Origin of the sequence: Albirhodobacter sp. R86504 (assembly GCF_042466415.1) — a bacterium.
Taxonomy (GTDB): domain Bacteria; phylum Pseudomonadota; class Alphaproteobacteria; order Rhodobacterales; family Rhodobacteraceae; genus Albirhodobacter.
In genome coordinates, this window is record NZ_JAXHCH010000002.1 from 332,814 (window position 1) to 358,700 (window position 25,887).

Here is a 25,887-nt window from a genome sequence, read left to right on the forward strand (position 1 = left end):
GCCGAAATGAATTCCTGCGGGTGTCTGTCACCGTGTTGGATCAATCTTGCGCGCGCGCGTCCAGACTGTCCAGCACCTGCGCGGCCATTGCGCGCGTCACGGCACGTTTTTCCGCCAATGAGCGGCTGTCGAGGGCGGCGACCAAAGCCCGCGCCATCTCCATCGAGCGATCCATTCGCGTCACCAGCCAAGGGATCAGCGCCGCCGGAACAAGGATTTGCCGATCCGAGAACATTTTGACCAGAACAACCGAAAGCAATGCCTCGTCAGGGGCATCGAGGCGCACGATCGACGCGGCTTGCATCCGGCTGATCAGATCGGGCAGACCGATCGAAAACCCCTCCACACCCCAATCGCGCGGCACCTTGCGGGCGGTGAGTAAAAGTCGCCCGCCCTGCGCCAGCACGAGGTTGTGCAGGTGAAACAAAGCTTCCTCCTGCGCCCGCGAGGTCAGGCGGTCAGCATCCTCAACAACAACCGCGCCGCTTTGTGCGAGGCGCGGCGCGTCGTCGGCCCGCAGATCTGCCATTTTCACCACGGCTGCGTTATGTTCCAAGGCCCAGATGGCGGCGAGGTGGGTTTTCCCCGCGCCCGGTTCACCGACGACGATCAGCTTGCCGGAGGGCCAAGCCGATGGTGCATCCAGCGTGGCGAGGGCCAGCGCGTTGGACGCGGAGACGAAGAAATCGTCCCGCCCGCGCGCCGTCCGCACGCCAAGGTCGAAAACCAGTTGCTCGCTCATCCGACAGGCTTGTCGTTCATGGGCTCGCTTGGGGGCAGGTCATGCGTTTGCGCCAAGGCTTGGGCGAGCGCGACGTTTTCTTCCTCAAACCGCTCGGGGTCGGTGCCCACTTCGCCGCGGAACAGTTTGCTTTCGAGATATTGATCCAAGGCGAAGCGCACCAGAACGCCAATCACCGCCGAGACGGGAACGGCGACGATCATACCCACAAACCCGAACAGCGTTCCGAAGGCCGACAGCGCGAAGATGAGCCAAAGCGGATGCAAGCCTACCGAGGAGCCGACAAGTTTCGGCGTAATAACGTTACCCTCAAGGAATTGCCCGACGCCGAAAATACCCGCAACAATGCCGATACTGACCGGATCACCCCAGAACTGGAACAGCGCAAGGCCGATTGCCAAAACGCCGCCGATGATGGCGCCAACGTAGGGAATGAAGGTCACCGCGCCTGCCAATGCGCCGACAACGAGGCCGAAGTTCAACCCCGCCAGCATTAGCGCGACCGAGTAGAATGTGCCGAGAATCACGCAGACGGAGACTTGCCCGCGCACAAATCCCGACAGAACGCGGTCAATTTCGCGGGCGATGTCGCGCACGGTTTCACGGTGATCGAGGGGCAGCCATCCATCCACTTTCGCCACCATCCGATCCCAGTCGTTGAGCATGTAGAAGGCGACGACCGGCACGACGACGATGAAGACGATAAAGTTCAACACGCCCACGGCGGAGGACAGGACACCGGTTAAAAGCTCGCCGCCGCGCGCCTGAATCGCCTCGCCCAACTTGGTGATCGTTTCGTTCAAAACCGAACCGTCTTGCGTTAAGGTGGGGAACTGGTTTGCCAGAAATCCTTGTAAACGCATAGCAATTTCGGGCGCCGTCTCAACGAGCTGCGCGGCTTGGCGCACAAGTGTCGGCACGATCAACAAGATCGATACAATTGCGCCGAGACTGACGATGAGCGCGATGAGCGCCGTCGCCGCGATGCGTGAAAAGCCCGCGCGCTCCAACCTATCGGCAATCGGATCCATGAAATAGGCCATCGCGCCGCCCACGAGGAAGGGGAGCATCACCGACCCCAGCGCCCAGAGCGCCACGAACAAAACCGCCAAGGCGATTCCCCAATATTTTGCCTGTTCGCGCACTGGTAGTGCCATGATCAACTCCAAGATTTTGATCTTTCACCGCACATATCAGGTGGGCGTGCGAGAGACTAGATCAAGAGCGCGGGAGATGCGGGAGCTAGGGCGCGGTGCACATCACACTGACAGGGGGCTTTTAGGGGGGCTGCGCTCATTTTCGCGGCTGCGCGAGGCGGATCTGCCCGTTGACGATTTCGCCGCGCTGTTTGGTGACGCGTTTGGCGTTGGGGTGATCGCGGAAGCGGTCGTTGCTGATGATCCGCAGGTTTTCGTGCATCGCCATATCAATCAGGTAATCATCGGCGTTGGTGCCTTTGGGGACCACGAAAATATCCTCCGCATCGGGGATCATCATCGCGAATTCGTCATGGCCGATGAAGCGATCATGCAGTTTGTAGCCCGCCGTTGCATCGAAAATCACGCCTGCGCCGATGTTGTCGGCCTTGAGCTGCGCGATCACATCGAGCAGCGGCGCCAGGCTCGGCGCGAGGTCCAAGCCCTCATTCATCCGCCAATGGATCACGTTGGACCCATCCACCAAGACCAGCGTTTTCCAAGGGCGTTTGCGCGGGGCGTGGGGGGGGCGGTGGCGCTGCGGGCGCACAGGTTTTGGCGCGGGTTTTCGGGCGCCCGTGCGCGATTTGAAAAGCGCGCGCAGCCCGATCCAGAGCGCCGCCAGCGCGCAGAGGATCGCCAAAAGTGCCCAATCGGGCAAATCGCTAAAATTCATTGTAAAAAACCGTGTCGCCTTTTGGGTGAGTTTGGCAGCGCGGGGCAGGGTCCGCAAGGCACACTTGCCTCATTCCCGCATTTCCGATAGCCAATTTCCAAACACTCCTAACCCAGAGTTCCCCATGCGCCTCACTCGTTATTTTCTGCCCGTTCTCAAAGAAAACCCCGCCGAGGCGCAGATCGTATCGCACCGCCTTATGCTGCGTGCGGGGATGATCAAACAACAAGCCGCGGGCATTTACTCGTGGCTGCCGCTTGGGTTTAAAGTGCTCAAGCGCATCGAGCAGATCGTCCATGAGGAGCAAATCCGCGCCGGTCACATCCCGCTGTTGATGCCGACCTTGCAGCCAGCCGATCTGTGGCGCGAATCCGGCCGCTATGATGATTACGGGCAGGAAATGCTGCGGATCAAGGATCGCCATGATCGCGATATGCTGTTCGGGCCGACCAATGAGGAGATGATCACCGACATCTTCCGCAGCCATGTGAACAGCTACAAAGATCTGCCGATGACGCTGTATCACATCCAGTGGAAATTCCGCGACGAGGTGCGCCCGCGCTTCGGCGTGATGCGGGGACGCGAATTCTTGATGAAGGATGGTTACAACTTCGATCTCACCAAGGAAGACGCGCTGCACGCTTACAACCGTCATATGGTCAGCTACCTGCGCACCTATGAGCGCATGGGCCTCACAGCTATTCCAATGCGCGCGGATTCCGGCCCGATCGGCGGCGATGATACGCATGAATTCCTCGTGCTGGCCGAGACCGGCGAGTCGGAAGTGTTTTATGATGCGCGCGTGCCGGATCTGAAGCTTGGTGATCGCGAAGTGGATTACGATGATCGCGATGCTGTCAAAGCCATCTGCGACGAGTTCACCACGCTTTATGCCCGCACCGACGAGACGCATGACGAGGCGATCTATGCGGAGGTTCCTGAAGAGCACCGTAAGGTGGGGCGCGGGATCGAAGTGGGCCAGATTTTCTACTTCGGCACCAAGTATTCCGAAAGCATGGGCGCAACCGTTGTCACCCCGGACGGCAGCCGCGTGCCCGTGGAGATGGGCTCGCACGGGATCGGCGTGTCGCGCTTGCTCGGCGCATTGATCGAGGCGAACCACGACGATAAAGGCATCATCTGGCCTGAGGGCGTGACCCCGTTCGACGTGGGCCTCGTGAACCTCAAGCAAGGCGACGAAGGCACAGATGCGGCCTGCGACGCGCTTTACAAAGCGCTCGGAAAAGCCGGCCTCGACACGCTTTATGATGATCGCAATGACCGCGCAGGGGCCAAATTCGCGACGATGGATTTGATCGGTCTGCCATGGCGGATCACCGTCGGCCCGCGTGGCTTGGCGAATGGTGTGGTCGAGTTGACCTCGCGCCGCTCGGGCGAGAGCGTCGAGATGACGGCGCAAGCAGCTGTCGAGAAGCTTGTCGAAATCTACGCGGCGCATAAATAAAAGGTTGCGCCCCCGGATCGCTTCGGGGGCGTTCATCCATCGAGGCCAGTTTGAATGATACGTCACCTCATCTTTATCGCGGCCTTGGCGGGTGGTGCGACCACCTCGCAATTCCCCGAATTCTCACAGCATTACCTGCAACGTCTTGCGGGTCAGTATGATGCGCTGCAACAGGTGACGCAGGAATTTGACGCTTCGGCGGTCGCGTCGGGATTGACGCGCGAGGGGGCGTTGCAGGAGCTGTCCGGCTCTGAATTCCGCGAGGCGCACCGGACCGATATGGAAACGGCGTTCGCGCGGCTCTCGCGGATCGAGAGTGATCTTACCCTGTTGCGCGCCGCGGGTCCGCTAGAGCGCATTGTGTTGCCGCACCGGTTCCGCGATACGAAAACGTTGCAGGCTACATGGGATGATTTCGCGCCGGCGATCCCGCTCACCTTGGCGGGGCTCTATGCGGGTGGTATCGGATTTCTTGCCTCGTGGGTCTTGCTCTCGGTGGTTATGGGGGCGTTTTTGCGCCCGTTCCGGCGCCGCACACCCGAGTATGAACAGGCATGACTCTTTTCCGCTCACTTGATAATCGCCCCTTCCTGCGCGGGCTAGCCCTCTACGGCATGGGGGTCTTTGCGCTTGGTTTTGTGCCGCTTTTGCAGGGGCCGACAGGTCTTGTCGCGTCGACGGATGCACGCCGCGCGGAGCAGGCTACGGATATCACGCTGGCGCCTGCGACCCTTGCCGCGTGGGGCGAGGTGTTGTTCAACGATACCAACCTGTCCGCCAATCGCACGATGGCTTGCGCGACCTGCCACGCGCCCGATGCCGCCTTTACTGATCCGCGCGAAACTGAAGCGGGGCGGGCGGTGTCGCTGGGGGATGACGGGGCAAGTTTCGGTGATCGCAACACGCCGACGGCGGCCTACGCTCGGTTCTCGCCGAAATTTGGCAAAAACGAGAAAGGCGAATGGCGCGGAGGGCAGTTCCATGACGGGCGCGCGGCGAGCTTGGCCGATCAGGCTGCGGGGCCGCCGCTCAATCCTGTGGAAATGGCCATGCCCTCCGAGGCCGCTGTCGCAGAACGCCTTGGCGAGGATGCCATTCACCGCGCCGCATTGCTGAAATTTGCGGGCATCAGCGATCCGTATACCGATCCTGTCGCGACGCTGAATGCCGCAACAACCGCGATTGAAGCGTTCGAGCTTACAGATACGTTCGCGCCTTTCGATAGCAAGTATGATCGCTATTTGCAGGGCACATATGAGATGACCGACGAAGAAGAACTGGGCCGCGTCCTGTTCTTCTCGAACCAGTTCACCAATTGCTCGCTGTGCCACCAGCTCAACGAATTCGGCGGCGCAGCGGGGGAGACGTTCAGCGACTACCGCTTCCACAATATCGGCACGCCGGCCAACGCAGCCGTGCGGATGTTCAACGGTGTGACGGATATCGATCAAGGCCTGGCCCTGACCACGGGGGATGCGAACGATCTTGGGAAGTTCAAAACCCCGACCCTGCGCAACGTCGCCGTCACCGCGCCCTATATGCACAATGGCGTCTTTAACGATTTGCGCACCGTGATCTTGTTCTATGACAAATATAACTCGCGCAATCCAGCGCGTGCGATCAACCCCGAGACGGGCGAGCCTTGGGCGGAACCCGAGGTGCCGCAGACCCTGTCGCTCACCGAGCTTGAAACGGGGCCGGGGTTGCAAGATGTGCGTATCGATGCCTTGGTGGCTTTCCTCAAAACCCTGACAGATGCGCGCTATGAGGATCTGCTTGCTGAATAGGGGGCTTTAGCGCCTGATTCAGGAAAGCTGCGGGCAGGACCGGGCGCTCCTACGAAGTCGGGGCGGCGCAGGTCCGTTGCCTTCAATGGCCACCGGCCAAGGCCGCGCGGGTACGAGGGGCGCGTCCGGCGGTTTCGTGACCGCGCCGTGCTTGACCTTTCCCGTGCCGCCCTACAGTTTGCACCAAACAACCAGCAGGTAGACCCATGTCGGGCCAAACACCCTTCTTCTCTCGTTTCGAATTTCTTATCGCGTGGCGCTATCTGCGGGCGCGCAGATCCGAGGGCGGCGTGTCGGTGATGACATGGATCTCACTGATCGGCATCACCCTTGGCGTCGCCGCTTTGATTGTCACACTTGCCGTTCGCGCAGGATTCCGCGCGGAGTTCGTGGATACGATCCTTGGCTCCAACGCACATATCACCGTTTATAAAGCCATGGAGACGGATGCGAATGGTCGCACCGACCGTCAGATCCGTGATTACACCGAACGCGCTGCCAAAATCCGCGAGATTGAGGGCGTAACGCGCGCCGCACCTTTGGTGCGCGGGCAGGTCATGGCAAATCAGGGTGACTATTCGGGGGTGGCGCAGGTCTTCGGGATCACGGCGGAAGATTTGGCGACGATCCCGCGCGTGGCGAACGCACAGACGGCGCAGGGCGATATCGCGCGGTTTGGCGAGGGGATCGCGATCGGCTCGGGCCTTGCGCGCGAATTGGGGGTCGAGGTCGGGGACCGCGTCAAGCTGATCTCGCCGAACGGGGCCAGAACCGCTTTTGGCACCAGCCCGCGCGTCAATGCCTACGAGGTCACCTACATCTTCACGGCGGGCCGTTGGGACATCGACCGCACGCGGATCTATATGCCGTTCGCTGAGGCGCAGAGCTATTTCAACCGCGAGGGGGCGGCCGACGAAATCGAGATTTTTGTTACCGATCCCGAAACGCTTGACCCGACGATCGCGCAATTGTTCCAAACCGGCCCCGCGACCCTTGTTTGGACGTGGCGCGATGAAAGTGGCGCGTTCCTCAGGGCGCTGACGATCGAAGACAATGTGATGTTCGTGATCTTGTCGATCCTCGTTTTGATCGCGACGATGAACATCACCTCGGGTCTGATCATGCTGGTGAAAAACAAGGGGCGCGATATCGGGATTTTGCGCACGATGGGCCTGACAGAGGGATCAATCTTGCGCGTTTTCTTCCTGTGCGGCGCTTTCACGGGCATCATTGGCACGCTGATGGGATTGATTTTGGGGTGCCTTTTTGCGGCCTATATCGATCAGGTGATGGCTTTCGTGAATTGGATGAACGGCGCCGATGTCTGGGACCCGTCCATCCGCGGGATTTATGAGCTTCCGGCGGAGCTGCGTCTGGCCGATGTGCTGCGCTCTGTCGCGCTGTCGTTGGGGCTGTCTTTCATCGTCACCATCTTCCCCGCGCGCCGTGCCGCACGGATGAACCCTGTCGAGGCGCTGCGCTATGAATAACACTCTGGATCTCAACAGCATTTCGAAAACCTATAACCAAGGAAAGCCGAGCGAGATTTCCGTACTGCGCGATGTCACGCTGCAGATCAAGGCGGGCGAGGTGGTCGCCTTGGTCGCGCCCTCGGGGGCAGGAAAGTCGACGCTGCTACATATCGCAGGGCTTTTGGATACGGCAGATAGCGGCACTGTGCGCCTCAACGATCAGGATCTCTCCGCCGCCAATGACAAGCGCCGCACGCAGGCGCGGCGTCAGGATGTTGGCTTCATCTATCAGTTCCATCACCTGTTGCCGGAATTTAGCGCGCTGGAGAATATCGTCCTGCCGCAGCTTGCCAACGGCGTGGCGCAAACAGCCGCGGAGGCGCGGGCGCGGGACCTTTTGGCGAAGGTTGGCCTTGCCGCGCGCGCCGATCACCGCCCGTCTGAACTGTCGGGCGGTGAGGCTCAGCGCGTCGCTTTTTGTCGCGCGATGGCGAATAAGCCGACGCTGCTTTTGGCGGATGAACCCACCGGCAACCTTGATCCCAAGACGTCGGATCAGGTGTTTGCCGTGCTGATGGACATCGTGCGCGAGACGGGACTTTCCGCCTTGATCGCCACGCATAATCTGGAGCTGGCCCATCGCATGGACCGCGTGCTGCGTCTGGACGGGGGGCGGCTGGTCAGCGAATAGGGCGCAGCTGAGAAACACGGGTGCGCGGCGATCGGTAGGGGTTGCTGCGGCAGGGGCAAAGTGGTTCGATGGGGCAACCAATGAGGTTCCCCATGCGCCCTACACCGCTGTTTTTTGCTCTCGCCCTGCCTCTCACGCTGCTTGCCTGCGCCTAACATATCGGTGCGTCCATGCCGAGCGGCGCACAAGACTATGAGGCGTATTGCATGAGTTGCCACGGCGACGGGGTGAGCGCGGGAGAGGTCGCGACGCAGGCAGGATTTGCGCCGACACAACTTGCATATCTGGCGAAAAACAATGGCGGGACATTCCCGAAAGCGCGCGTCATGTCCAAAACCTACGGCTATGAGCAACACGGAACGATCGCGGGCGCGTCGGCGGGCGATATGCCCTCTTTCGCGGCCCTGATGGACGGCGAGACCATCCCCTATGATAGCGGCGACGGGATCGAGACACCGACCCCCGCGCGGCTTGTTCAGCTGGCAGAGTATATCGAGGCGATGCAGCGCTAAGGGGGGGGCTTTGTTGCGCCCTCAAACGGCTTTGACCTGCGTCGCCAATCTCATCCGGCGCAGGAAAATGCCGCCCGAGGGCGTGTTTTTCAGAACCGTTTAGACATCCAACTCTTCAACGAACTGCGCGTTCTCGGTGATATACTGGAACCGCAGCTCGGGTTTTTTACCCATCAAACGCTCCACCAAATCGCCGGTCTCGCCCGGTGTCGTCTCCTCAACCGTCACGCGGATAAGCTTACGTGTGGCCGGGTCCATCGTGGTTTCTTTCAGGTCTTTCGCGTCCATTTCGCCCAACCCTTTAAAGCGCTGAACGTCGATCTTGCCTTTGCCGCCAAGGCCCTTTTCCAGCCAGTGGTCCTTTTCGGCGTCGTCCGACACGTAAAGACGCTTTGCGCCTTGCGTAAGGCGGTAGAGCGGCGGGCAAGCAAGATAAAGGTGGCCTTGATCGATGAGCGGCCGCATCTGGGTGAAGAAGAACGTCATCAAAAGCGAGGCGATATGTGCGCCGTCGACATCCGCATCAGTCATGATGATGATCTTGTCATAGCGCAAATCCTCAACATTGAACCGCGTTCCCATCCCGACGCCAAGCGCCTCACACAGATCGGAGATCTCCTGGTTCGAGCCGAGCTTGTTGGACGCAGCCCCAAGCACATTCAGGATCTTACCTTTCAGCGGCAAGAGTGCCTGCAACTCGCGCGAGCGCGCGCCCTTGGCCGAGCCCCCCGCAGAATCGCCCTCGACGATGAACAGTTCCGTGCCCGAACGGTTCTTCGCGGAGCAATCCGTCAGCTTGCCGGGCAGGCGCAGCTTCTTCGTCGCGGTCTTGCGCTGGGTCTCTTTTTCCTGCCGCCGTTTAAGGCGCTCCTCCGCGCGCAAAACGAGGAAATCGAGGATCGCACCGGCCGACTTCGTGTCATTCGCGAGCCAGTTGTCAAAATGGTCTTTCACCGCACTTTCGACCCATTTTTGCGCTTCCTCGGTGGACAGACGATCTTTGGTCTGGCCGACGAAGGACGGCTCGCGGATGAAGATCGAGATCAGCGCACAGCCGCCCGTGAGCATATCCTCGCGGGTGATCAGGCTGGCTTTTTTGTTATTCGCAAGCTCTCCGTAGGCCTTTACGCCCTTGAGCATCGCGGCCCAGAAGCCGCTCTCATGCGTGCCACCTTCGGGGGTAGGGACGGTGTTGCAATAGGATTGGATGAAACCGTCGCGCGCAGGCGTCCAATTGATCGCCCATTCCACCGATCCCGGAACACCGAATTTCTCCTCGAACGAGACTTTCCCCGCGAAGGGGCGCTCGGCGTAGGTCATGTTTCCCGTCATCGTGAGATTCAAGAAATCGGCCAACCCGTTGGGGAAGTGGAAGGTGGCCTCGGTCGGCGTCTCGCCATCATCGATTTCGGATTTCCAGCGAATTTCGACACCGGAGAACAGATATGCCTTCGATTGCGTCAGCTTGAACAGCCGCGCAGGCTTGAGCTTCAGCGCGCCGAAGATTTCAGGATCGGGATGGAAGGTGATCGTTGTCCCGCGGCGGTTCGGGGCGGCGCCAAGTTTGGCGACAGGGCCAAGCGGCACACCGCGTGAGAAGCGTTGCTCGTAAAGCTCTTTGTTGCGTGCGACCTGCACGATCATGGAATCAGAGAGCGCGTTCACAACCGAAGAGCCAACGCCGTTCAAGCCGCCGGAGGTGGAATAGGCTTTGTTGGAGAATTTTCCGCCCGCGTGCAGCGTGCATAAAATCACCTCAAGCGCCGATTTCCCGGGGAACTTCGGATGCGGATCAACAGGGATCCCGCGCCCGTTATCGCGCACCAGAACAGAGCCGTCAGCCAGCATCTCGACCTCGATGCGCGTCGCATGGCCCGCAACGGCCTCATCCATCGAGTTGTCGAGAATCTCTGCGACCATGTGATGCAAGGCGCGCTCGTCCGTGCCGCCGATATACATCCCCGGACGTTTGCGGACAGGCTCCAGCCCCTCCAAAACCTCGATTGAGGAGGCGTCATAGCTTTGTTCTTGGGGTGTCAAAAGATCGTCGGCCATGCTGCTCGCCCTTCTAAAATCTTGTGGGTCTGGAATGTGTGGATACCGCAGGTCGGGGCGGGGGGGCAAGGACTCGCGCGGAAGATCACCCGCGCAAGGGGGCATTTGCCCGATGTTTGATCAAACGCGGCGCTCGGGGTCGCCGGATTTCAACGCACCTGTCGGGCCGATCGCAGGCAGTTCAGGCGGCATATCGTCGGGCAGGGCTTGCGGGGCGTAAGGGGAGGCTGGCGCACCTTGGGATGCGGGGTGCTCGGGCGTCGGCGACTTTGTCGGGTAGGGGGCGCGGTTGCCGTGCAGGCGCCAGAACCGCCACATCAACGCAATCCCCGCGACGGACAGCCCAACCACCAGACCGTACCAGATCCCAGAGCCGCCCAATCCCAGCTTGAACGCGAGCAGATAGCTCGCGGGCATCCCGATCAGCCAATAGCTGATCGTCGCGATCCACATCGGCATATTTGTATCCTCGACACCGCGCAAAAGGCCCAACGCCAACGCCTGCATCGCATCGGTGACCTGAAACAAGGCCGCTACCGCGAGCAGCATCGCGCCGAAGGTGATGATGCGCGCCGCATCCGGATTGTCGACTTCCAGGAACAACGACACGAGCGCCTCTGGCACCGCCAGAAACACACCCACCATCGCCAAAGCAAACGCACCAGACAGCACGATCGCGGCGAGTGAGGCGCGGCGCAAGGCGGTCTTGTCTCGGCGGCCATGCGCGCGGCCGACCCGCACCGTGGCCGCGTTAGAAAGGCCCAGATGGACCATAAAGGCGAGGGCCGTGATTTCCAGCGCGATGCCGTGGGCGGCGAGTTCCAGCGTTCCAACCCAGCCCATCATGATCGCCGAGGCTTGGAACAAACCGGCCTCGGCAACCCCCGTCAACCCGATCGGGACGCCGAGTTTGGCGACTTGGCGGAAGGCGGGCCAATCGGGGCGCCAGAACCTTTGGAACAGCCGGACATGCCGCAAGGAGGGCAACCATCCCGCATAAAGCGCCAGCGCCAGCGCCGTCAGGCTTTGCGTTAGCAAAGAGGCGTAGGCCGCGCCGCGGACGCCGAGTTCCGGCGCGCCGTAATGACCGAAAATCAGCAGATAATTCGCGCCCGCATTGAACACCACGCCCGCAATCGTGACCCAAAGGACGATCTGCGTGCGCTCGTTCGCGGCGAGATAGGATTTCAAAACCATGATGATGAGCGCAGGCGTCAGGCCAATGCCTGCGATGCGCAGATAGGCCTGTGCCAGATCGGCGATCTCGGGATCTTGCCCCAATGCGCGCAGGACGGTGCCGGAAATATAGAAAAACGGGTAGGCCAAGGCGCCGTACAGGATCGATAGCCACAACGCCATGCGCGCGGAACGCCGCATTTCGGTGTCATCGCCGCGTCCGAGCGCCGCCGAGATTGAGCCCATCACCGCGATGCCAAAACCCGACCCCAGAATAAATACCGAAAAGAACAGGGATGCGCCCAAAACCACCGCCGCAAGCTCGGCAACGCCGTACCAGCCAAGCATGACTGTATCGGTGACATGCAAGCTCATTTGCGCGAGGTGGCTGCCGATCAAGGGCAACCCTAGGACTAAGGTGCGCGTGAGATGATGAGGGAGGGTTTGAATCTGGGTCATCCCTCTCACGTATCTGCCGCACACCGATCGGGCAAGCCGCATCGCACCACCGACCTTGTTGGGCGCATGCGAAAGCGCACATCGCCCCAATATCTGCCGCCCCTTTCCTTTTGCGCGAGGGAGGGGCAGTTTATCCCAAAGCGCCAACGGATCGGCGCGGGCATCCGAGCGCCAAGCGCCGTCGCGGGAGAGAAGAATGAAACTTTACGGAGTTGCAACATCGCGGGCATCGCGCAATATCTGGCTGATCAACGAATTGGATCTGGACGTGGAGCGCATCGCGGTTGTGCAGGCCTATCGCCTTGAGGAGCAGGGGCTTGATCCGCGCGCACAAGATGCGCCCCTCAACACGTTGTCGGCGGAGTTTCTTGCCTTATCGCCTGCGGGGATGGTGCCCCTTCTCGAACATGACGGGCTGATCTTGTTCGAGAGCCTTGCGATCAACAATTATCTCGCGCAGCAAGCGGCGTGGGAGGGCGCGGAGATCGGCCCGCGCGATGACACCGAGCGGGCGTTGATCGAGCAATGGGCGCTTTATGGCACATCTGTCATCGAGGGCGCCGCGCTTGATATCATGTGGGTTCATAGCCACGGGCGCGCCGGATCGAACGCGGGGCAGGCGGAGCTTGCGGACCTGCGGGCAAAGCTTTTGCGCCCCTTGGCGGTTTTGGAGGCCCATCTTGTGCGCGAGGGCGTGATGGTTGGCGGTCGCTTCACGGTGGCGGATATCAATATGGCGGAGATCATCCGCTATGCTGCGCTGGACGCGCCTTTGATGGAACGGTTCGGCGCGATCCGCGCTTGGCTTGATCGATGCCATGCGCGGCCTGCGTTCAAGATGATGATGGCTGAACGCGCGGCGGAGATCGCGGCCGAGACATGTGACGAGGATGCCTCGCCCACCGCCAATTCCACGCAGCACGACGCCGCCGCACCGCCGTCATAAAGCCGCGCGCGCCGTTTTAAGGACGGCGGGTTGCAACAGTGGGGGCGGTTTAACCCTCTTGCGATTTGAGCAAACGATCCGCTTTTTTGCGGACAAGCACGGTGCGCAAATCATGCATGGCGAGCAACAGATCGTCCGTTACTTGGTCGAGTTGCTCGTCCGTTGCCTTGGATTGAATCCATTGGGTCGTGATATTGAGGTAATCAACCGCGCGGTGGATGTCGTCGATATCGCGCCGCGCGAGCAGGGCGGTGCGGGCTTCCATCCAGCGCTTGATCTCGGACAGCTCTTCCGGCGTCAGCTTATGGTCGCCCTGCGCTTTGATCTCGCCGTTTTTGACGTTCACAACCGCGATTTGATCCATTTCGATCCGCCGCTGGCGGTTCTCGCTATCGACGCGAAACACATTCGCGCCGTTTTCGCGCACTCGGAAATAATACTCCGGCAGGTCACCCGCCATATTGTCGCCCCCCGTTTTGGGTTGTTATGTCAGCGATGCACAAAACGCCTTGATCCGCGCGCAAGCCTCAGTCAGCGCGACGTCACTCGTAGCGTAGCTGATGCGGAAGTTGGGTGAAAGACCGAAGGCCGCGCCGAAAACAACCGCAATATTTGCTTCTTCCAAGAGGGCATTGGCGAAGGCCTCGTCATCCGTGATCCGCGTGCCCGCAGGTGTGGTTTTGCCGATCAGCCCCTCGATCGAGGGGTAGACGTAGAACGCGCCCTCCGGTGTCGGGCAATCGATCCCCGCGCAATCGTTCAGGCCCGCGACAACAAGATCACGGCGGCGTTGGAACACGGCGCGGCTCTCGCCGAGATACTCTTTCGGGCCTGTTAGCGCCTCAAGGGCGGCCCACTGGCTGATTGTGCAAGGGTTCGAGGTGGATTGCGATTGGATTTTGCGCATCGCGGCGATCAATTCAACAGGGCCCGCAGCATATCCGATCCGCCACCCTGTCATCGCATAGGCCTTCGACACGCCATTGCAGGTCAACGTGCGCTCATAAAGCTTTGGCTCGACCTCAGCGGGGGTCGCGAATTTGAAATCCCCGAAGGCGAGATGCTCATACATGTCATCCGTCATCACCCAGACATGCGGGTGACGCAGCAACACATCCGTCAGTGCCTTAAGCTCCGCCGCGGAATAGCCTGCGCCGGATGGGTTGGAAGGCGAGTTGAACAAGAACCACTTGGTTTTTGGCGTGATCGCTGCCTCCAAAGCCTCCGCAGAAATTTTGTAGCCGCGCGATTTCTCGCCCTCGACAAACACCGGCGTGCCGCCGCCGATTTTGACCATATCGGGATAGCTGACCCAGTACGGTGTAGGGATCACGACCTCATCGCCCGGATTGAGGGTGGCCATGAACGCGTTGAACAAGATCTGCTTGCCGCCCGTGCCGACAGAAACTTGCGCGGTGGTATACTCTAGCCCGTTTTCCGCTTTGAACTTCGCGCAAATCGCGCGCTTTAGCTCAATGATCCCGTCCACAGCCGTGTAGCGCGTTTTACCCGCCTCGATCGCGTCAATCGCGGCATTGCGGATGTTTTCAGGGGTGTCGAAATCAGGCTCGCCGGCGGAGAGGCTGATGATATCGCGCCCTGCCGCCTTCAACTCCTGCGCCTTATTGGTCATCGCAATCGTGGGTGAAGGTTTTACGCGGGCGAGCGTATCGGACAAAAACGCCATTTCAGCAACTCCGGTTTGTATCTTCCGGCTCGAACTCTTAGGCTTCCGGCCAAGACCGATCAAGTTTATTTCTTTACCCATAAGGAGAACGATGATGGATGCCGAACAGCCTGAGCAGTGGTTTAGCGATGCAGCAGCAACGTTCGGGGATCGCTTGGCGGCGGCGCGCGAGGGCGCGGGGCTGAGCCAAGAGGATCTTGCGTTGCGGCTGGGTGTGCGGTTGACGACGTTGCAGGCATGGGAAGATGACGGCGCGGAGCCGCGCGGCAACCGGTTGCAGATGCTCGCGGGGATGCTAAATGTCTCGCTTATGTGGTTGATGTCGGGCGAGGGCGAGGGCGTTGACGGGCCGAGCAACAGCGGCACCGAGGATGGCGAAAAAGCCACGCTGCGCCGTGAATTGCGCGATCTGCGCCGCACGTTGGAAGCGGTAAGCGCCCGAATGATTGCGCTGGAAGACCGGCTGGAGGACTAAATGACTGAGAAAGACGTCGATCCGACACTTGAAGTGATCGCACCACCGTTCGAGCAACGCGAAGCGCGGCTCAAGCGGATGCAAATGCGTAGCTGGCGTCGCGGGATCAAGGAGATGGATCTGATCTTGGGTCCTTTCTCGGAAGCCCACCTCGCGCAGATGAGCACGGCCGAGCTTGATCTCTATGATCAGCTTTTGACGGAAAACGATCAAGAGCTCTACCCTTGGGTGTCGGGCGCGGCCCCCACGCCGGAGGTTTATCTCGATCTGATCACCGTCATCTCGGCTTTCGCCCGCGCGCGGCACACGCCCAAACCCGCCTGAGATCTGCGTAGCAAGCGCGGTAGGCGTCTGCGTTTGCTGCGCTCGGGGTTATCGAAGTTTCGTCATCTCGGTGATGATAACACTGTCGACCGCGCCCTGCGTCGCGCGGGCGTGTTCGGCCATGTGCGGAGCCTTGCGGTGGGCGAGCCAGAGTTCGCGCGTCTCCCAAATTTCGTAAAATACGAACGATCCGGGCCGATTATTATCACTGTGCAGGTCATATTGCATACAACCCTCCTCAAGCCGTGTCGGGGCAATCAAGCGATGCAATGCCTCGCGCAGCAGATCTTCCTTGCCTTGGGCCGCGGTGATTTGTGCTAAGATGATCAAAGACATGGAAATTTCCCTCCGGAGGCTCCGCCGCCCATGCGCCGCGCGTAAGCGGGCACTGCGCCGATTTCGCACCATCCTACCAAGGTTCTGACAATTTAGGTGGAATTTTAGTCCGGTTTTAGGCGCTTAACTCCGTGTTTGCATTTTTCCGCCATAAACGCTGTGGGAAGCGGACGACGGAGATATAAAATGACGATTCAAACACCCGTTTTGGAAGCCCCTATGCCGGGGCTGATGGCTGGATATCTCGAAAGCCTATCGCTTGTGGAGCGATTGCACCGGTTGTTGCTCGATGTCATCAAGGATGAGTTCGAACGGCTGAATATTCTGGAAATCAATCCGGTTCAGGCGCTTTTACTGTTCAATATCGGCCATCACGAGGTGACGGCAGGCGAACTTAAAACGCGCGGCTACTACCAAGGCTCGAACGTCAGCTATAACCTCAAAAAACTCGTTGAGACGGGGTATATGAGCCATCAGCGGTGCGAACTGGATCGACGTTCGGTGCGCGTCCGGTTGACGCAAAAGGGGCGATGCCTGCGCGATCAGGTGTCGGATCTCTTCCAACGCCACGCGGATGGCATGGAAAGCCGCAAAATCATTGGCGCGCCGGCCATGGAGGAGGTCAATCAGGTTCTTCGCCGGATGGAACGCTACTGGACCGACCAAATCCGCTACATCTACTAGTCGGGCGCTACGGGCGGCCTGATTGCCGCCCGCGCCGATTGGGGCGCGTCGTCTTAACCGCGCCCCGAAGTGTTGCCAGAGCCCCCGACGTCTTACCGGAGGGCCGAGTGCTTACCAGTGACCGGCGGTCTTACCAGTGACCTGTGTTTTCCATGCTCGCCCAAGGCTCCTGCGGAGCGAGAGCATCGCCGTTTTGCAAAAGCTCAATCGAAATATTGTCGGGCGAGCGGACAAACGCCATATGCCCGTCCCGCGGAGGGCGGTTGATGATCACCCCATTTGCCGCGAGATGGGCGCAGGTGTCATAAATATTATCGACCCCATAGGCGAGGTGCCCGAAATGGCGGCTGTCGGAGGGGAGGGCATCGTCGCCATCCCAGTTGTAGGTCAGCTCAACTGGACAATCGGGTTGGTTCGGGGGCGCCATGAAAATCAGGGAAAACCGCCCCTTTTCATTGTCCATCCGCTTCGTTTCTTCCAAGCCCAAAAGACGGAAGAACGCCATCGACGCCTCAAGATCTTTTACGCGTACCATCGTATGAAGATATTTCATTGCTTTCCCTTTGCATTGATCGCAATCGCATCAGACTTAGGCTATCTCGCGCCGAGATCAAACCGTCAGAATTTTGTTCGCAGACCGAGGCCAGCGGCAAGTTCCTCTCCGGTAAACCGGCTCACGTTGCTGCGTGTGCGGCTCGTCTCGATCGTCCATTCGGGCGTCACGCCCGCGAAGGACCAGTCGGCGCGTCGTATCGAGACGCGCATCGCCACTGTGTCGTCACGGCGACCGCCGTCGGGATGCATCCCGAGGAAACTGTAATCGCGGTAGATAGATCGTTGCGCAGAGACTTCGGCGGTGAGTGAGACACCTGCAATCGGTGAATTGGGCGTGAAACCGACGCGCCCGCGCAACCGTTCCATGCGCGTATTGGCAGAGGTGGAATTCTGCGTGAGCCAAACCACGCCCGTGCGCAGGTGTCCTGCCTGAAAGATTTCCGTGCCGCGCTCAACGCCGAAGGTCCATAGCGTATCTTTGCGGCTGTTGATGTAACGGCGATGCTCCAAACTGGAGGAGACCGTCCAGTTGACGTCGCGGCCAAATCCCAAGCGGCCCGATATCCCGCGGCCTGTCCATAGCGCGTCGCCGCCCTGCCAATAGCGCGACACATGGCCCGAAACCTCCACGCGGCCAAGCTTCGTCTCTCGCAGGTGGCTCATCTCGGGGCGCAGGTAAACGGCCGCGAAATCGCTACTTTCTATCGGTTCGCGCAGGGTGCCGCCCGTCGACGGATCGACCGTCTCGCGCATCGGATCACCGTCGAGTTCAACCTGACGTGTCCAGATCAACGCGCCAAGGGTGGTGCGCGATGTCTCGGTCGTTGCGATCCTGTAATGGGCCGAGAGGTTCGCCGTGGCCTCAATACCGGATAATGCCATCGCATCCGTGCTGAGGACGCCGACGGCGGTGAACCCTTCAATGCGGTTCTCGGCGGAGGTTGATCCGCCGTTCACATTTGACGAGGGACGGATCGAAAAGCCGCCCGAGATCTGCCACGGGTTGATCTGTTGCACGGTGGCAAGATCCTGAGTGGCTTGTGCTTTTGCCTGCGCGTTTGGGGCGTTTAACGCCGACAGACGCGTCCAGCCGTTTGCGGCAAACCAACGTTGCTGCGAAACGGCGATTTTCGCTGCGAGAACCGAGGTCTCATAGCGTTGTACCTTACTCTGCGCCGCATCATAGGCTCGCCGCGCAGTGACGCGCGCAGCGTCTTGCGACAGCGGGGTGGGGCGTGCCTCAAACCAGAGCTTTGTTTGCAAAAACAAGGCCAGCGCATCATCTGGCGCGCGCGCCAAAATGGCCTCCGTCAGGGCCATCGCTTGGGCGCGTTGGCCTGACGCGTAGGCTTCTGATGCGCCGCGTTGGAGTTGGGCGAGACTGGCTTGCGAGACATCCACAACCTGCGCCGCCAACTGCGCGGGCGCGAGCAGGGCCGCGACCGTTAGCAGATGTCGAAGCCGTCGAAACATGGAACAACTGACCGCAGGCTTTCGGGCGGCCTTACTGCGCCACATTATCGCAGACGGCGGCCGTCGAGGTGTTGCATTGCTCCAAGATGAACACGCCGCGCTCGAGCTCGTTTTCGATGTCTGGCGTGACATTGGTCAGCGAGATGCCGCCGGCGACCCATTGCGCGTTGTCGCCCCCGAAGACACCGGCATAACTCCCTACGCCTGTCTCGTCTTCCCATTCCGTACCGCCTTCAAAAGTGCCGTCTTCTGCGATATCGGTCGGGACCAGAACGATTGTCGGCAGGGCGAGGCCGGTATCCACGATCGAGCGGTCATAGATCGAGCCGTTCACGGAGTCGTTTTGGAAGTTTGCGTTGAGGAAGACTTGGCCCTCGATCCGCGCGGCCTGATTTGGATAGAGCGAGAGGTCGGCGTCTTCCGGCACCGGCACGGGCAGCAAGACGCTCGTTGTATCGCCCGCTGAGACGCCACCGTTCCAAAGACCTGCATAGCGCCCCGCGTAGGATACCTGACCTGCTGCGGGCCCCGTGCCGATTTCTGGTGCGTCGAAGTCGCCGCTGCGTGTGTAAAGCGCGCCGTTGAAGACCCTGTTGAACTGGCCACCATCGCCGGCAACCACGGCCGACACAACCCCGTCCGACGATTGGGCGGCTAACCCGATAAACATGCGGTCAAGGGCATCTTCCTGAATTGAATAGGCCTCAAACCCTTCAACATCCAGGGATTCCGTGCGGGTGTAAGTCACGGTTTCAGGTGTTGAATCCAACGTAAGGCCAGTGATCGTCAACGTCCCGTCTTGATAGCTATACGCTTCAAGATCATTCGCGATATCCGTGGGCACGGCATCATCCGTGACGGTTTCGGTCGTGTCCTCATCCGTCGTCTCGCTATCGGGCACAAAGCTCGCAGGAGCGCCGCTACAAGCGGCAAACGTCATGACACACAGCAATGGGGGGATAATCTTAAACATATTTGCTCGCCTCGGCTTTTTGCGAAAGACTGCCCATGCGGCGGGGTTTAGTCAACGGATAGTGAACGGTCGTGACTTCTGTGTGACCGTTAAGCCACCGCTTGGATCGAAAGATGCATCGCGCTGGTGCGTGATCGATGGCAGCTCAGAAGGGGTGATCATACGCGTTGAGACTGTAGCACTAACACGTTGAGACTGTAGCACTAAGAGGCTATGAACGATCCCATACGGAGAGCGCAAACGGGAAGGAACCGGGACATTGCAGCAGTATCATGAGGCCCTACGCACTGTGCTCGAACAGGGCGAGCCTTCGGCGGATCGGACTGGAACCGGCACCCTCTCGTATTTCGGTCTGCAATCGCGCTATCCGTTGAAGGATGGCTTTCCGTTGGTCACAACCAAAAAGCTGCACCTGCGATCGATCATACACGAGCTTTTGTGGTTTTTGTCGGGCGATACCAACATCGGCTATCTGAAAGCGAATGGCGTCAGCATTTGGGATGAATGGGCCGACGAGAACGGCGATTTGGGGCCGGTTTACGGGCACCAGTGGCGATCCTTCCCCGCGCTTGTGCCTGCGGATGCGGATAAAGATGGCCAGCCGCTCTATTTCGGGACAGGAATTGACCAGATTGCGCAGCTTGTCGAGACGATCAAATCCAACCCCGACAGCCGCCGTTTGATCGTATCGGCGTGGAATCCGGCGGATGTGCCGCGCATGGCTTTGCCACCGTGTCATACGATGTGGCAGGTGCGCGTGCTCAACGGGCGGCTGCATTTGCAACTGTATCAACGGTCTGCCGATATGTTCCTTGGGGTGCCGTTCAACATCGCCTCCTATGCTTTGCTACAGCTGATGCTCGCCCATGTGACGGGCACCGAGCCGGGCGATTTCGTGCATACTTTGGGCGATGCACATATCTATTCCAATCATTTGGAGCAGGTCGACTTGCAACTCTCGCGCAGCCCCAAGCCCTTGCCGCAGATCAAGATCAAGCGCGATGTCGCCTCGATTTTTGAGTTCAAATATGAAGATTTCGAAGTGATCGGCTATGATCCTGATCCCGCGATCCGCGCGCCGGTGGCGGTGTAACCATGATCACACTTATCGTTGCACGGGCGCAAAACGGGGCTATCGGACGTTCAGGGACGATCCCTTGGGATGTGCCGGAAGATTTGAAGTTCTTTCAACGCGAGACATTGGGCGGGGCCTTGATCATGGGTCGCAACACTTGGGAAAGCTTGCCGGTCAAGCCGTTGCCAAAACGTCTGAATATCGTGGTGTCTTCTGATCCCACGCTGGCCGAAACGGTGGCCCCGTCGATCGAGGCCGCGATCAAAATTGCCCATGATCAGGGCTATCAACGTCTTTACGGCATCGGCGGCGCGCGGATTTACCGCGAGATGCTGCCGCTTGCGCACAGGCTTTTGATCTCCGAGGTCGCGATCAGTGTTGAGGACGCGGATACGTTCTTCCCGTCGATCGACGGGCAGGGATGGACGGCGATCAACCAACGCGACTTGCGCGCGCAAGATCCCGCCTGCCACATGTGCGAATACTTGCGCGGGTAAGCCGCCTCTAGGGCTTGCGCGCGGCGCAAGCCTCTAGCCAAGCACGCACGCAGGCGACGGCGTTCGGCTCGTCAAGAAACGGGATATGCGCACGGTCGGGAATTTCTGCAAAACCCATGTCGGGGCGCCGCGTGCGCATTTTGCCGGCGGTCTCGGCACTCAATAAATCCGAATTTGCACCGCGGATCAACGCGAGTGGCAGGCCGGCGCAGGCGTCAAACAAGGGCCATGCGCTTGGCACCTCATCGCCTTGAAACGCCGCAAGAAAACTCTCGCGCAGGCTCGGATCATAATTGATTTTGAGACCAGCGTCCGTTGCGGTGTAATGGCGCTCGACCTCCTCCATCCACCGGCTGTGGGGCACATTGGCAAAGCCGCTCATCAGCTTGGGCAGGCGCTCCGCAAGCTCTTGCGCGGTCTTGGCGGCAGGGTTGCGACCGAGATAGTCGAAGATTTTATGCAGGCCGGCGGAATCGAGCTCCGGCCCGACGTCGTTGAGGCATAGGCCAAGCATCCGCGGCTTGGCTGTCGCGGCGAGATACATCCCGATCAGCCCGCCGCGCGACGTCCCCAAAATCGCGGCCTGCTCAATCCTCAAATGATCAAGCAATTGCAAGGCGTCAGCCGCCTCGCGCGGAACCGTGTAACTGTCAGCGCCGGTCCAATCTGATCCGCCGCGCCCGCGATAATCCATGCGGATCAGTCGGTATCCGGCGAGGTAGGGGGCGATGTAATCGAAATCCGCGCCAGTGCGCGTGAGGCCGGAGAGGGCCAGCACGGGCACGCCTGCGCCAGAGTCGCGATAGGCAATCCTCGCGCCGTCGTCAGCGGTAAAAATGCTTGGCTGTGCCATATGTGATCCCTGAGTGATGCCGCCCTTACGCCATCTTGGCGTGGTGCGGACAGCGGCGCAAGCGGGCCTTTACGCGTTCAAAGGGATGTGAAAAGCCCCCACCGCGTGTGGCGGAGGGGGCGGGAAGGTGGGCCGGTAAGCGTTCGAGTCAGATATTTTCGGACTGCGGCATACCCAAAACATGATAGCCGCAATCGACGGTGACGATCTCGCCAGTGGTGCAATTGCCATAGTCCGAGCACAGCCACGCCGCCGTGCCGCCGACTGCCTCGAGCGTTGCGTTTTGACGCATCGGCGCATTGGCTTCGGTATGGCGGAAGGTCTTGCGCGCACCGCCAATTGCGGCGCCCGCTAGCGTCTTCATCGGCCCCGGCGAGACTGCGTTGACGCGAATGCCCTGCGGGCCGAGGTCATTGGCGAGATAGCGCACCGATGCCTCCAGTGCCGCTTTCGCGACGCCCATCACGTTGTAAAACGGCGTTACGCGGTTGGAGCCGCCGTAGGTCAATGTGATCAGCGAGCCGCCGTCCGGCATCAAATCCGCGGCGCGATTGGCAACGTCGATGAAGGAATAGCACGAAATGTCGAGCGCGACTTTGAAGTTTTCGCGCGCGGTATCCTTGAACCGGCCCGCCAACTCGGCCTTATCCGCGAAGGCAATCGCGTGGACCACGAAATCAATCGTGCCCCAACGATCTTTCAGCGCGGCAAAGGCTGCATCCATCGACGCCGGATTCGTGACGTCGACATCAACCAGAAAATCGGACCCCACAGATGCGGCGAGCGGTTCGACCCGTTTACCAAACGCGTCGCCCTGATAGGAAAACGCGAGTTCAGCCCCCTCGGCCGCCAAAGCCGACGCGATGCCCCAAGCGATGGATCGCTCATTCGCGACGCCCATCACAAGGCCCCGCTTGCCCTTCATAAGATCAGCCATTTGTCTGATTACCCGTGATATTTGCTCATCAGGAGGGAGGCATTGGTGCCACCGAACCCGAATGAGTTGGAAAGGATGCTATCGAAGTCAACATTATCGACGCGGGTGGTCGCGATCTCTTCAGGGCGGATGGCGGGGTCGAGATCAAACACGTTTTTCGACGCGGTGATGAAGCCCGATTGCATCATCAGGAGCGAGTAAACGGCCTCATGAACACCCGTCGCGCCCAAGCTATGCCCCGTGAGGGATTTGGTCGAGGAGATCGGCGGGACGCTGCCTTCGCCAAAGATCCGGCGCACAGCTTCCACTTCCGTTACATCGCCCGCAGGCGTCGATGTGCCATGCGCGTTGATGTAGGAAACCTTGCGATCCTTGTCCAAAGTCGAGATCGCGAGACGCATCGAGCGCTCGCCACCCTCGCCCGAAGGGGCAACCATGTCATGGCCGTCGGAGGTCGCGCCGTAGCCCGTGAGCTCGGCGTAGATTTTCGCGCCGCGTGCGAGAGCGTGATCGAGTTCTTCGAGAACCAATACGCCGCCGCCGCCCGCGATGACGAAACCGTCACGGTTCGCATCGAACGCGCGCGAGGCGAGTTCTGGCGTGTCGTTGTATTTGGACGACATGGCACCCATCGCGTCGAACAGGCACGACAAGGTCCAATCGAGTTCCTCGCCGCCGCCCGCAAAGACGACGTCTTGCTTGCCCATCTGGATCAACTCGGCCGCGTTGCCGATGCAATGCGCGGAGGTCGAGCAGGCGGAGGTGATCGAGTAGTTCACGCCCTTGATTTTGAACGGGGTTGCGAGACAGGCCGAGTTCGTCGAGGACATGCCGCGGGTGACCATGAATGGCCCCATACGCTTTGGCGCGCCTTTCTCGATAACGATTTTATGCGCTTCGAACAGGTTGGTCGTCGACGGGCCACCGGACCCCATGATGATGCCGGTGCGCTCGTTGGAGATGTCTTTATCTTCAAGGCCGGAATCTGCGATCGCCTGTTCCATAGCGAGGAAATTATAGGCGGCGCCTTTTCCCATGAAGCGCATGTTGCGCTTATCGATGTGATCTTCGACCGTGATTTGTGGCATGCCGTGGATCTGGCTGCGGAAGCCGTGCTCGGCGTAGGTCGGCGCGGCAACGATGCCGGATTTGCCCGCTTTGAGCGAGGCTGTGACTTCTTCGGCATTGTTGCCGATGGGTGAGATGATCCCGAGACCGGTAATGACGACGCGGCGCATAGGCGGCTCCTTTATGCAAAGGCCCTCGCGTCCTGCGCGGGCCGGAAATTGGGGGCGAATTTAGGCGCCAATCAGCTCTCGGAGAGGGCCACTTTCATATCTTTCACGATGTAGATGACCTCGCCATCCGCCTCAACGATCCCATCGGCAACACCCATGGTCAGGCGGCGCGTTTGGATCGCTTTGGTGAAATCGATCTTATAGGTCAGCATCTTACGATCGGGGCGCACCATGCCTGTGAGCTTGACCTCACCGACACCCAGCGCATATCCGCGACCCTGCCATCCCCGCCAACCGAGGTTGAAGCCCGTCAACTGCCAAAGGCCATCAAGCCCGAGGCAGCCTGGCATGATCGGGTTGCCTGGGAAATGGCAGTCGAAGAACCACAGATCGGGGGTGATGTCGAATTCTGCAATCACGTGACCCTTGCCATGCGCGCCGCCATCGCCGGAAATCTCGGTGATGCGGTCCATCATGAGCATCGGCGGTGCAGGCAATTGCGCATTGCCTGGGCCAAACAGCTCGCCGCGGGCGCATTTCAGAAGGTCTTCCCGCTCGAAGCGTGTCGGATAGCCGGACATTTATGTCTCCTCAAATCTCTTTGTTACCCTCTATCACCCGCGCGTGATGGGTGGCAAGTGTCGCTGGGGTAAGGCGGTGCGCGCTGCGGATTGAATTCTCCTGCCGGAGATGTTTATAGTTGGTCTGTTGATGGCAATGCGAGGCAAGTCCCTTTGGGAAATGTAGCACAAACAGACGAAGCGCGGATCGTGGCCGCACGGGTGCGGGCATGGCTTGGTGCGGGTGGTTTGCGCCCCACGCGTCAAAGGCTTTCGCTCGCGACATTGCTCGTGGGCGACGGGCGGGATCGTCATGTCACCGCGGAAGGATTGTTCGGCGCCGCACAAGACGCGGGCGAGGCGGTCTCTCTCGCGACGGTCTACAACACCCTCAAAGCGTTTTGCGATGCCGGCTTGATCCATGAGATTACCGTCGATGGCGCGCGCAGCTATTTCGACACGCGGCTGGATGATCACCCTCACTTCTTCTGGGAAGACACCGCCAAGTTGACGGATGCGCCTGCGGAAGATCTGGAAATCGCGCGTTTGCCGCAAGCGCCCGAAGGGGCGGAGATTTCTCGGGTCGATGTGGTCATCCGCGTGCGCCCGAAGGCGCGCTGATTGCGCCCTGCGGCAGAGCCCAAAGACGCCCTTTAGCCCGCGACATCCACCGCATGAGCGAGCAAGATTTCAATCGGCACGATCTCAAGCGCGCGCTGATGCGTGGCCGCGGCCTTGATCTGCGGCGCGCATCCCTCACTATGGGCTTGCAAGAACCGGCCAGCACAAAGACACCACGTGTCCCCTGCCTTTAGGCCGGCAAATCCGAATTCGGGCCGCGGCGTTGTGAGATCATTCCCAAGATAACGCGATACGGCGAGGAATTCTTCGTCCATCACGGCGCATACCGTGTGAGATCCTTGATCTTGCGCACAGGTATTGCAGGATCCGTCCCGGAAATATCCGGTTAACGGATCACGGCCACAGATCGCGAGGGGGCCGCCCAAGATATTGAGAGAAGGATCTGCTTGCATGATGGCCTC

29 protein-coding genes are annotated in these 25,887 nt (G+C 60.0%); 13 read left to right on the forward strand and 16 right to left on the reverse strand.

Features of this window, described 5'->3' with window-relative positions; all coding sequences use genetic code 11:
- Positions 1–40: 40 nt before the first annotated feature.
- The 3 genes from SJY32_RS03655 to SJY32_RS03665 all read right to left on the reverse strand — a co-directional run bounded on the left by SJY32_RS03655 (position 41) and on the right by SJY32_RS03665 (position 2,614).
- The gene (locus SJY32_RS03655) at positions 41–742 is read right to left on the reverse strand and encodes a chromosomal replication initiator DnaA (protein WP_376871729.1); all 702 of its coding nucleotides are present in this window, start codon (positions 740–742) and stop codon (positions 41–43) included.
- Complete coding sequence (locus SJY32_RS03660; protein WP_376871731.1) at positions 739–1,899, reverse strand: AI-2E family transporter; 1,161 nt, start codon at positions 1,897–1,899, stop codon at positions 739–741. The genes SJY32_RS03655 and SJY32_RS03660 overlap by 4 nt, the downstream gene beginning before the upstream one ends.
- 136 nt (positions 1,900–2,035) lie before the next feature.
- Complete coding sequence (locus tag SJY32_RS03665; protein WP_376871734.1) at positions 2,036–2,614, reverse strand: hypothetical protein; 579 nt, start codon at positions 2,612–2,614, stop codon at positions 2,036–2,038.
- A gap of 124 nt (positions 2,615–2,738) precedes the next feature.
- Here SJY32_RS03665 and proS point away from each other — a divergent pair, with 124 nt between their 5' ends.
- The 6 genes from proS (at position 2,739) to SJY32_RS03695 (ending at position 8,541) form a co-directional block, all read left to right on the forward strand.
- On the forward strand, positions 2,739–4,079 hold the full coding sequence (gene proS, locus SJY32_RS03670) for a proline--tRNA ligase (RefSeq protein WP_376871737.1): 1,341 nt from the start codon (positions 2,739–2,741) through the stop codon (positions 4,077–4,079).
- 54 nt (positions 4,080–4,133) lie between these two features.
- Positions 4,134–4,637: a DUF2937 family protein gene (locus SJY32_RS03675; protein WP_376871739.1), complete on the forward strand. Its 504-nt coding sequence runs from the start codon at positions 4,134–4,136 to the stop codon at positions 4,635–4,637.
- Entirely contained in the window at positions 4,634–5,866 is a 1,233-nt protein-coding gene (locus SJY32_RS03680; RefSeq protein WP_376871741.1) for a cytochrome-c peroxidase, read from the forward strand. Before SJY32_RS03675 ends, SJY32_RS03680 begins: the two co-directional genes overlap by 4 nt.
- 206 nt (positions 5,867–6,072) lie before the next feature.
- A complete protein-coding gene (locus tag SJY32_RS03685) occupies positions 6,073–7,356 on the forward strand; it encodes a lipoprotein-releasing ABC transporter permease subunit (RefSeq protein ID WP_376871743.1) in 1,284 nt (427 codons plus the stop codon).
- Positions 7,349–8,029 (forward strand): ABC transporter ATP-binding protein, encoded by a 681-nt coding sequence (locus tag SJY32_RS03690; RefSeq protein ID WP_376871745.1) that lies wholly within the window; start codon positions 7,349–7,351, stop codon positions 8,027–8,029. Before SJY32_RS03685 ends, SJY32_RS03690 begins: the two co-directional genes overlap by 8 nt.
- Before the next feature lie 170 nt (positions 8,030–8,199).
- Positions 8,200–8,541 (forward strand): c-type cytochrome, encoded by a 342-nt coding sequence (locus SJY32_RS03695; protein WP_376871748.1) that lies wholly within the window; start codon positions 8,200–8,202, stop codon positions 8,539–8,541.
- A 99-nt stretch (positions 8,542–8,640) separates the two neighbouring features.
- Here SJY32_RS03695 and parE read toward each other — a convergent pair whose 3' ends face one another.
- Both parE and SJY32_RS03705 read right to left on the reverse strand, forming a co-directional pair.
- On the reverse strand, positions 8,641–10,596 hold the full coding sequence (parE, locus tag SJY32_RS03700) for a DNA topoisomerase IV subunit B (protein ID WP_376871750.1): 1,956 nt from the start codon (positions 10,594–10,596) through the stop codon (positions 8,641–8,643).
- Between the two features lie 120 nt (positions 10,597–10,716).
- Positions 10,717–12,231, reverse strand: a complete 1,515-nt coding sequence (locus tag SJY32_RS03705) for an MATE family efflux transporter (protein ID WP_376871752.1) — start codon at positions 12,229–12,231, stop codon at positions 10,717–10,719.
- Positions 12,232–12,427: 196 nt separating this feature from the next.
- Here SJY32_RS03705 and SJY32_RS03710 point away from each other — a divergent pair, with 196 nt between their 5' ends.
- Positions 12,428–13,177: a glutathione S-transferase family protein gene (locus SJY32_RS03710; protein ID WP_376871755.1), complete on the forward strand. Its 750-nt coding sequence runs from the start codon at positions 12,428–12,430 to the stop codon at positions 13,175–13,177.
- A gap of 49 nt (positions 13,178–13,226) precedes the next feature.
- Here SJY32_RS03710 and SJY32_RS03715 read toward each other — a convergent pair whose 3' ends face one another.
- Positions 13,227–13,637 carry a hypothetical protein gene (locus SJY32_RS03715; RefSeq protein WP_376871757.1) on the reverse strand — a complete coding sequence of 137 codons (411 nt, stop codon included), beginning with the start codon at positions 13,635–13,637 and terminating at the stop codon, positions 13,227–13,229.
- A 24-nt stretch (positions 13,638–13,661) separates the two neighbouring features.
- Positions 13,662–14,864, reverse strand: a complete 1,203-nt coding sequence (locus SJY32_RS03720; protein ID WP_376871760.1) for a pyridoxal phosphate-dependent aminotransferase — start codon at positions 14,862–14,864, stop codon at positions 13,662–13,664.
- A 91-nt stretch (positions 14,865–14,955) separates the two neighbouring features.
- Between SJY32_RS03720 and SJY32_RS03725 the strand changes: the two genes are divergently transcribed.
- Together SJY32_RS03725 and SJY32_RS03730 are read left to right on the forward strand one after the other, a co-directional pair.
- Positions 14,956–15,339, forward strand: coding sequence for a multiprotein-bridging factor 1 family protein (locus tag SJY32_RS03725; protein WP_376871763.1), 384 nt, complete (start codon positions 14,956–14,958; stop codon positions 15,337–15,339).
- The gene (locus tag SJY32_RS03730; protein WP_376871765.1) at positions 15,340–15,663 is read left to right on the forward strand and encodes a succinate dehydrogenase assembly factor 2; all 324 of its coding nucleotides are present in this window, start codon (positions 15,340–15,342) and stop codon (positions 15,661–15,663) included. It begins immediately after the preceding gene.
- A 48-nt stretch (positions 15,664–15,711) separates the two neighbouring features.
- Here the strand turns inward: SJY32_RS03730 and SJY32_RS03735 are convergent, their stop codons facing one another.
- The gene (locus SJY32_RS03735; RefSeq protein ID WP_376871767.1) at positions 15,712–15,999 is read right to left on the reverse strand and encodes a putative quinol monooxygenase; all 288 of its coding nucleotides are present in this window, start codon (positions 15,997–15,999) and stop codon (positions 15,712–15,714) included.
- A gap of 186 nt (positions 16,000–16,185) precedes the next feature.
- Here SJY32_RS03735 and SJY32_RS03740 point away from each other — a divergent pair, with 186 nt between their 5' ends.
- Entirely contained in the window at positions 16,186–16,683 is a 498-nt protein-coding gene (locus SJY32_RS03740) for a MarR family winged helix-turn-helix transcriptional regulator (RefSeq protein WP_376871769.1), read from the forward strand.
- A gap of 130 nt (positions 16,684–16,813) precedes the next feature.
- On the opposite strand, the gene SJY32_RS03745 is transcribed toward SJY32_RS03740, so the two are convergent.
- The 3 genes from SJY32_RS03745 to SJY32_RS03755 all read right to left on the reverse strand — a co-directional run bounded on the left by SJY32_RS03745 (position 16,814) and on the right by SJY32_RS03755 (position 19,684).
- The gene (locus SJY32_RS03745; protein ID WP_376871771.1) at positions 16,814–17,236 is read right to left on the reverse strand and encodes a VOC family protein; all 423 of its coding nucleotides are present in this window, start codon (positions 17,234–17,236) and stop codon (positions 16,814–16,816) included.
- Between the two features lie 65 nt (positions 17,237–17,301).
- Positions 17,302–18,711, reverse strand: coding sequence for a surface lipoprotein assembly modifier (locus SJY32_RS03750; protein WP_376871773.1), 1,410 nt, complete (start codon positions 18,709–18,711; stop codon positions 17,302–17,304).
- Positions 18,712–18,742: 31 nt separating this feature from the next.
- A complete protein-coding gene (locus SJY32_RS03755) occupies positions 18,743–19,684 on the reverse strand; it encodes a thymidylate synthase (RefSeq protein WP_376871775.1) in 942 nt (313 codons plus the stop codon).
- A 259-nt stretch (positions 19,685–19,943) separates the two neighbouring features.
- Here SJY32_RS03755 and SJY32_RS03760 point away from each other — a divergent pair, with 259 nt between their 5' ends.
- Together SJY32_RS03760 and SJY32_RS03765 are read left to right on the forward strand one after the other, a co-directional pair.
- The gene (locus tag SJY32_RS03760; RefSeq protein ID WP_376871778.1) at positions 19,944–20,777 is read left to right on the forward strand and encodes a thymidylate synthase; all 834 of its coding nucleotides are present in this window, start codon (positions 19,944–19,946) and stop codon (positions 20,775–20,777) included.
- 2 nt (positions 20,778–20,779) lie between these two features.
- Positions 20,780–21,256, forward strand: coding sequence for a dihydrofolate reductase (locus SJY32_RS03765; protein WP_376871780.1), 477 nt, complete (start codon positions 20,780–20,782; stop codon positions 21,254–21,256).
- 7 nt (positions 21,257–21,263) lie between these two features.
- Here SJY32_RS03765 and SJY32_RS03770 read toward each other — a convergent pair whose 3' ends face one another.
- The 4 genes from SJY32_RS03770 to fabA form a co-directional block, all read right to left on the reverse strand.
- On the reverse strand, positions 21,264–22,109 hold the full coding sequence (locus SJY32_RS03770; protein WP_376871782.1) for an alpha/beta fold hydrolase: 846 nt from the start codon (positions 22,107–22,109) through the stop codon (positions 21,264–21,266).
- Positions 22,110–22,257: 148 nt separating this feature from the next.
- On the reverse strand, positions 22,258–23,046 hold the full coding sequence (locus tag SJY32_RS03775; protein WP_376871784.1) for an enoyl-ACP reductase: 789 nt from the start codon (positions 23,044–23,046) through the stop codon (positions 22,258–22,260).
- Positions 23,047–23,054: 8 nt separating this feature from the next.
- Complete coding sequence (gene fabB / locus SJY32_RS03780; RefSeq protein ID WP_376871785.1) at positions 23,055–24,284, reverse strand: beta-ketoacyl-ACP synthase I; 1,230 nt, start codon at positions 24,282–24,284, stop codon at positions 23,055–23,057.
- 71 nt (positions 24,285–24,355) lie between these two features.
- Positions 24,356–24,865 carry a bifunctional 3-hydroxydecanoyl-ACP dehydratase/trans-2-decenoyl-ACP isomerase gene (fabA, locus tag SJY32_RS03785; protein WP_376871786.1) on the reverse strand — a complete coding sequence of 170 codons (510 nt, stop codon included), beginning with the start codon at positions 24,863–24,865 and terminating at the stop codon, positions 24,356–24,358.
- 153 nt (positions 24,866–25,018) lie between these two features.
- Here fabA and irrA point away from each other — a divergent pair, with 153 nt between their 5' ends.
- Positions 25,019–25,465, forward strand: coding sequence for an iron response transcriptional regulator IrrA (irrA, locus tag SJY32_RS03790; protein WP_376871787.1), 447 nt, complete (start codon positions 25,019–25,021; stop codon positions 25,463–25,465).
- Between the two features lie 32 nt (positions 25,466–25,497).
- Here the strand turns inward: irrA and SJY32_RS03795 are convergent, their stop codons facing one another.
- On the reverse strand, positions 25,498–25,878 hold the full coding sequence (locus SJY32_RS03795) for a DUF2237 family protein (RefSeq protein WP_376871788.1): 381 nt from the start codon (positions 25,876–25,878) through the stop codon (positions 25,498–25,500).
- Positions 25,879–25,887 lie beyond the last annotated feature (9 nt).